This is a genomic window from Cryobacterium sp. 10I1, from assembly GCF_035019805.1.
GTDB classification, from domain to species: Bacteria; Actinomycetota; Actinomycetes; order Actinomycetales; family Microbacteriaceae; genus Cryobacterium; species Cryobacterium glucosi.
This window is the reverse complement of sequence record NZ_JASJVF010000219.1, coordinates 1-5,512: the sequence shown is the minus strand read 5'-3', so window position 1 is coordinate 5,512 and position 5,512 is coordinate 1. Positions and strand designations below refer to the sequence as shown.

Sequence of the window (5,512 nt, the reverse complement as noted above, 5' to 3'; positions counted from 1 at the left end):
TGCGCTCGATCGCCACGACGTCTTTGGCCTCTTCGACGACGCAGATCATCGCGGGATTGCGGCGCGGGTCGCGGCAGGTGCGGTCGCGGGGGCCGTCGCCCCGGTGGACGCGTCGCCCGCGCCCGGAATCGCGACGGTCGCCCAGGCGGTGACGGAGCCGGTCGGCTCGACGGGGGTGGACCGCGGTGCCGATGCCGGCTGAGCGGATGCCCGGGTCGGGGCGTTGGACCCTGCGGTGGCCGAGGGTCCGGTCGGTGATGCTGACGCGTCCGGGCGTCCGAACGGTGTGTCGGCTGCGCCGTCGCTCACCGCAGCGGCCGGCGGTGCGGCCTGCGACGCGGCGGCGGCAGGGCTCGATGTCTGTGGCTCTGGCGCGGGCGACGCACTGGGCACAGCTGACGGGCCGGCGACAGGGGTTGATTCCCCGGGCTCGGTGACCTTGGCGATGAGGCGCGGCGTGAAGCCGAGGACCGAATTGACCGCCCGTTTGAGGTAGTCGCCGACGCCCTCCCCCGGCGCGGCTGACTGCTTGAGGCCGGCGACGTCCTTCTGGCTCGGGAACGACAGCACGAGGAGGTCGCCGTCGCGGAATTCGAGCACGTTCGCCGTGTAGAGCACGAGCCACGCGCTCGTCTTGGCGGTCTGGACGGCCTCGAGGACCTCTGGCCAGGCGTCCTTGACCTGCTGGAACGTGACCGGCCCGATCGGGCGGGCCGCGGCAACGACGGCCGGCGCGACGGATGCCTGACCTGCCGGAGGGCTCGTGGGAACAGTGGAGACCGCGGGGGTCACGGGGGCCTCGGGCGCAGGCGCACCGCGATCGGCGACCGGCACGGGGCGTGCATCGGGGGCGTGCGAAGCATCCGTCGGAGACGAAACGGCGGGCGTCGCGGAGCTGGGAGCCACCGATGCGGCCGAGCTCGTATCGGCACCGCTTGTACCGACATCGCTTGCACCCACAGCGCTCGTACCAACACCGATGCGGCGCTCGAGCCGTTCGACGCGGGCGAGCGCGCCGCGGGTGGAGTCGTCGCTCGCGGGGATCAGCACGCGGGCGATCATGAGTTCGAGGTGCAGCCGGGGCGAGGTCGCGCCGGTCATCTCGGTGAGTGCGGTGTTGAGGATGTCGGCGGTGCGGGAGAGCTCGGCCGGGCCGAACTTGGCGGCCTGAACGGCCATCCGCTCGATCTCGTCTTGCGGAACCCCGCGGAGCACGGCGGACGCGCCCGCTGCGGAGGTTGCGGCGACGACGATGAGATCGCGCATGCGCTCGAGGAGGTCTTCGACGAAGCGGCGCGGGTCCTGGCCGGTCTGGATGACCCGGTCGACCGCGTCGAAGGCTGCGGCGGGGTCGCGGGCGGCGATCGCGTCGATCGACTCGTCGAGCAGGGACGCGCTCGTGTAGCCGAGGAGGGCGACCGCGCGGTCGTACTCCACGGAGTGGTCGTCGGAACCGGCCATGAGCTGGTCGAGGAGCGAGAGGGTGTCGCGGGGCGACCCGCCGCCGGCGCGGACGACGAGCGGAAGCACGCCGGGTGCGACGGCGACCTTCTCGCTCTCGCAGAGCGTCTGCACGTATTCGAGCATCGGGCCCGGCGGGACGAGCCGGAACGGGTAGTGGTGGGTGCGCGAGCGGATCGTGCCGATGACCTTCTCGGGCTCGGTCGTCGCGAAGATGAACTTCACGTGTTCCGGCGGCTCTTCGACGATCTTGAGCAGAGCGTTGAAGCCCTGCGGCGTGACCATGTGCGCCTCGTCGAGGATGAAGATCTTGTAGCGGTCGCGGGCGGGCGCGAAGATGGCGCGCTCCCGGATGTCGCGGGCGTCGTCGACGCCGTTGTGGCTCGCGGCATCGATCTCGACGACGTCGAGCGAGCCGCCACCGTCGCGGGAGAGCTCGACGCAGCTCGGGCAGACACCGCACGGGGTGTCGGTCGGGCCCTCTGCACAGTTGAGGCAGCGGGCGAGGATGCGCGCACTCGTGGTCTTGCCGCAGCCGCGGGGGCCGCTGAACAGGTACGCGTGGTTCACCCGATTCGTGCGCAGGGCCGTCATCAGGGGTTCGGTCACCTGGGACTGGCCGATCATCTCGGCAAAGGTCTCTGGCCGGTAGCGGCGATACAGGGCGGTAACCACGGATCAATCGTAGCCGGGACCGCTGACAGTCCCGCCCGGGGGCCGGGGTCCCGGGCGGAGACCGCTAGAAATCGGTGTGGCCGAGGTCGGGGCGGGAGACGAAGCGGGCCCGGGTGCTTCCGGTTCCGTGCAGGAACAGCACGAGGAACTCATTGCGCTCCCGCAGCACCGGGCCCGGAACGTACAGGGTGGTCTGCGGTCCGCGGTCCCAGAACCGCCCGAGGTTGAACCCGTTGATCCAGGCCTGGCCCTTGCCCCAGCCTGCCGTGCTGAGGAAGAGGTCGCGTCCCTGCTCTGTGTCGAACGAGCCGCGCGCGAACGCGGGTCCGCTCAGCGAGCCGACCGGGGCCTCCACGGCGACCGTGTCCGCGGCGGGCTCGGCGGCCCGGAGCGAGTCGAAGGCGAATGTCAGATCGACGTCCAGGTCGGGATCGAGATCGCGCTCGCCGCCCCCGTCGGAGCATCGCGGATGCTGGGCGAAGAGCCGGCTACCGGCTGCGGCGAATCCGTCCAGGTCGAGGGGCAGCACCTGCCAGTTCCCGAGCGGCGCCCCGTCGAGGGTCGCCGGGCCGATCAGGCCCTTGTCCTCCCCGATTCTCGGGCCGTAGTTGACCCGGCCCTGATCCTCGACGAGGAGGTCGAGCGTGGACCCCTTCGGCAGGCTGATCGACCGGTCGTGGTGGTCGCGCTGCAGAACGCCGACGGGATTGCCGTCGACGAACACCTGGGCGCGATCGCGGATCGCGCCGAAGGAGAGCAGATGTGCGCCGGGGGCCAGCCTGCTGCGGTACAGCGCGAATCCGGTGTACTGGCCGAGGGCATCCATGCTCGGCAGCCCCGGCACGGGTTCGGCGGCCGGGTCCGCCAGCTCGCGCAGAGCGTCCCAGAGCGTCACCGACTCATCGAGCTCGACCTCGAAGGCGGGCGCCGCCGGAACGGCTTCGGGCAGTTCGGCCGGCACCGGCCCGTACCGGGCGAGCACCTCGCGGAAGGCGAGGTATTTCTCCGTCACCTCCCCGCTCTCGGAGAGCGGAGCGTCGTAGTCGTAGGACGTGACCGTCGGCTGGAACACGCCCTTGTCGTTGGCGCCGTTAGTGAAGCCGAAATTGGTGCCGCCGGTGAACATGTACAGCGACACGGAAGCGCCAGTGGCGAGCAGGGCGTCGAGCTCACGGGCCGAGTCCTCCGCGGAGGTGGTGTGGTGGTGGGCTCCCCAGTGGTCGAACCAGCCGTTCCAGAATTCGGCGCACATGAGCGGCCCCGTCGGCTGGTGGCGGCGCAGGGTCGCCAGTCGTTCGGTGGCCCGCGACCCGAACGAGCCGGTCTTGTGCAGGCCGGGAAGGCTGCCGTCGGTCAGCATCTGGTCGGTGGGCTGGTCGATCGTGGTGAGCGGCACCGTGATGCCGCCGGCCCGGTTGAGGTCGACGAGCGCACGCAGGTAGTCCTTGTCGGCGCCGTATGCGCCGTATTCGTTCTCGATCTGCACGAGGATGACGGGCCCGCCCCTGTCGATCTGGCGGGACGCCACGATCGGCAGCAGCTGCCCGAAGTATTCGGCGACCGCCGCGAGGTAGAGCGGTTCGTTGCGCCGCACGCCGACGGCCGGGTCGCGGAAAAGCCAGCCGGGCAGGCCGCCGTTGTCCCACTCGGCGCAGATGAAGGGGCCCGGCCGCACGATGGCGTACATCCCCTCCGCCGCGATGAGGTCGAGGAACCTGGCCAGGTCGAGCCCGGCATCGGTGCGGAACTGCCCGCGAACCGGCGAATGCGCGTTCCACGCCACGTAGGTCTCGATCGTGTTGAGCCCCATCAGCCGGGCCTTGTGGATCCGGTCCGCCCAGTGGTCAGGATGAACCCGGAAATAGTGGATGGCGCCGGCGAGCACCCGGAACGGCGTGCCGTCCAGGAGGAAGTCGGTCTCGCCGATCGCGAAGTCGGCCACGGTCACTCCCCCGCCCGCGGCCGGCTCAGCACGGCGACCCCGGTCGCCGGGAGGGTGAGCGAGCCGGCGGCCAGGGTGCTTCCTCCGAGATCGACGGCCGTGAGGCATCCATCGAACGGGGTGAGTGCCACCGTGACCGCCTGCGCGGAATGGTTGATGTAGAAGAGGTACTCGAGGGTGTCCGTCTCACGCACGGCGAGCTGGACAGTGCCGCGCACGTCGGAGGGCAGCGGTGAGGCGATGCCGGCATCCGCGGCGAAGCGACCGACGAGGGCGACGAGGGCTTCCCTGTCGAGTACCGTCCCGACGAAGCTGGCCCGTCCGGCACCGACGGCACGGCCGGTGATGGCCGGCACGCCGGGGAACGGGCCGTCGTCGAAGCGCGCGAGCACGTCGACGTCGTTCCGCACGGTGACGTCGTGGGTGAGCAGCGTCCCTGTCGAGCCCGCGGGCAGGTCACCGGACAGCCCGACGGCCTGGCCGGCGAGCAGGCCGCCGAATTCCTCTGCGCACACGCCGAGCAGCTCACGGAAGGCACCGGGGTAGCCGCCGGGGTGGATGTGGTCGTCGGCGTCGGCGATGCCGGAGAAGACGCCGACCGTGAGGTGGCCACCACCGGTCACATAGCCGGTGAGCGCTTCCGCGAGGTCTGCCGTGACCACGTAGAGCATCGGGGCGATCACGAGGTCATAGCCGTCGAGGCCGGGTCCGTGAAGCACCGATCGGGCGGGAATGATGTCGGCCTGGAGCCCGTTCGCGAGCGCCGCGGTGTACCAGGTCATCGCCTCGGCCTTGTAGCGCAGCAGCTCGGTGGGGTGCGAGTCGAGCTCGGAGGCCCACCACGAGTCCCAGTCGAAGAGGATGCCGATGCGGGCCTGCCGGGTCCGGCTTCCCGCGACCTCGGCGAGGCCGGCGAGGTCGCCGCCGAAGCGGGCGACCCTGCGGAAGACGGTGCTGTCTTCACCCGCGTGCGGGAGCATCGCGGAGTGGAACTTCTCGGCGCCGGCCAGCGACTGTCGCCACTGGAAGAAGCAGACCGCGTCGGCGCCATGCGCGACGTGCGTGAGGCTGTCGCGGCGCAGCTGGCCGGGCGACTTCGCCTGGTTGACCGGCTGCCAGTTCACGGCGCTGGTGGAATGCTCCATCAGGAACCAGGGCGCACGATGCGCGATCTGGCCGGTCAGGTTGGCCGAGAACGACAGTTCCTCGAAGGCCTCCGGGTCTGCGACGAGCAGGTAGTGATCGTTGGAGACGATGTCGACCTCGTCGGCCCAGTCCGCGTAGTCCATGCCGCGGGTCTCCCCCATCACCATGAAGTTGGTGGTGATCGGAACCTCGGGAGTCGCCTGCCGCAGGATCTCGCGCTCGGCGACCAGGTAGTCCTTGAGTGCGTCGCTGGAGAACCGGGCGAAGTCGAGTTGCTGGGTGGGGTTC

3 protein-coding genes and 1 pseudogene are annotated in these 5,512 nt (G+C 70.6%); all 4 read right to left on the bottom strand.

The genetic code is table 11. From position 1 onward, the window contains the following. A pseudogene (locus QN345_RS15015) lies at positions 1-76 on the bottom strand (recombination protein RecR); the annotation flags it as partial. Further along, positions 46-2,136 (bottom strand): DNA polymerase III subunit gamma and tau, encoded by a 2,091-nt coding sequence (locus tag QN345_RS15010; protein ID WP_323508814.1) that lies wholly within the window; start codon positions 2,134-2,136, stop codon positions 46-48. The pseudogene QN345_RS15015 and the gene QN345_RS15010, both read right to left, overlap by 31 nt. A 64-nt stretch (positions 2,137-2,200) precedes the next feature. Then, positions 2,201-4,078 carry a glycoside hydrolase family 35 protein gene (locus QN345_RS15005; protein ID WP_322188474.1) on the bottom strand — a complete coding sequence of 626 codons (1,878 nt, stop codon included), beginning with the start codon at positions 4,076-4,078 and terminating at the stop codon, positions 2,201-2,203. Positions 4,079-4,080: 2 nt separating this feature from the next. Then, the coding region (locus QN345_RS15000; protein WP_323508813.1) for a beta-galactosidase at positions 4,081-5,512 on the bottom strand (1,432 nt) is incomplete at its 5' end.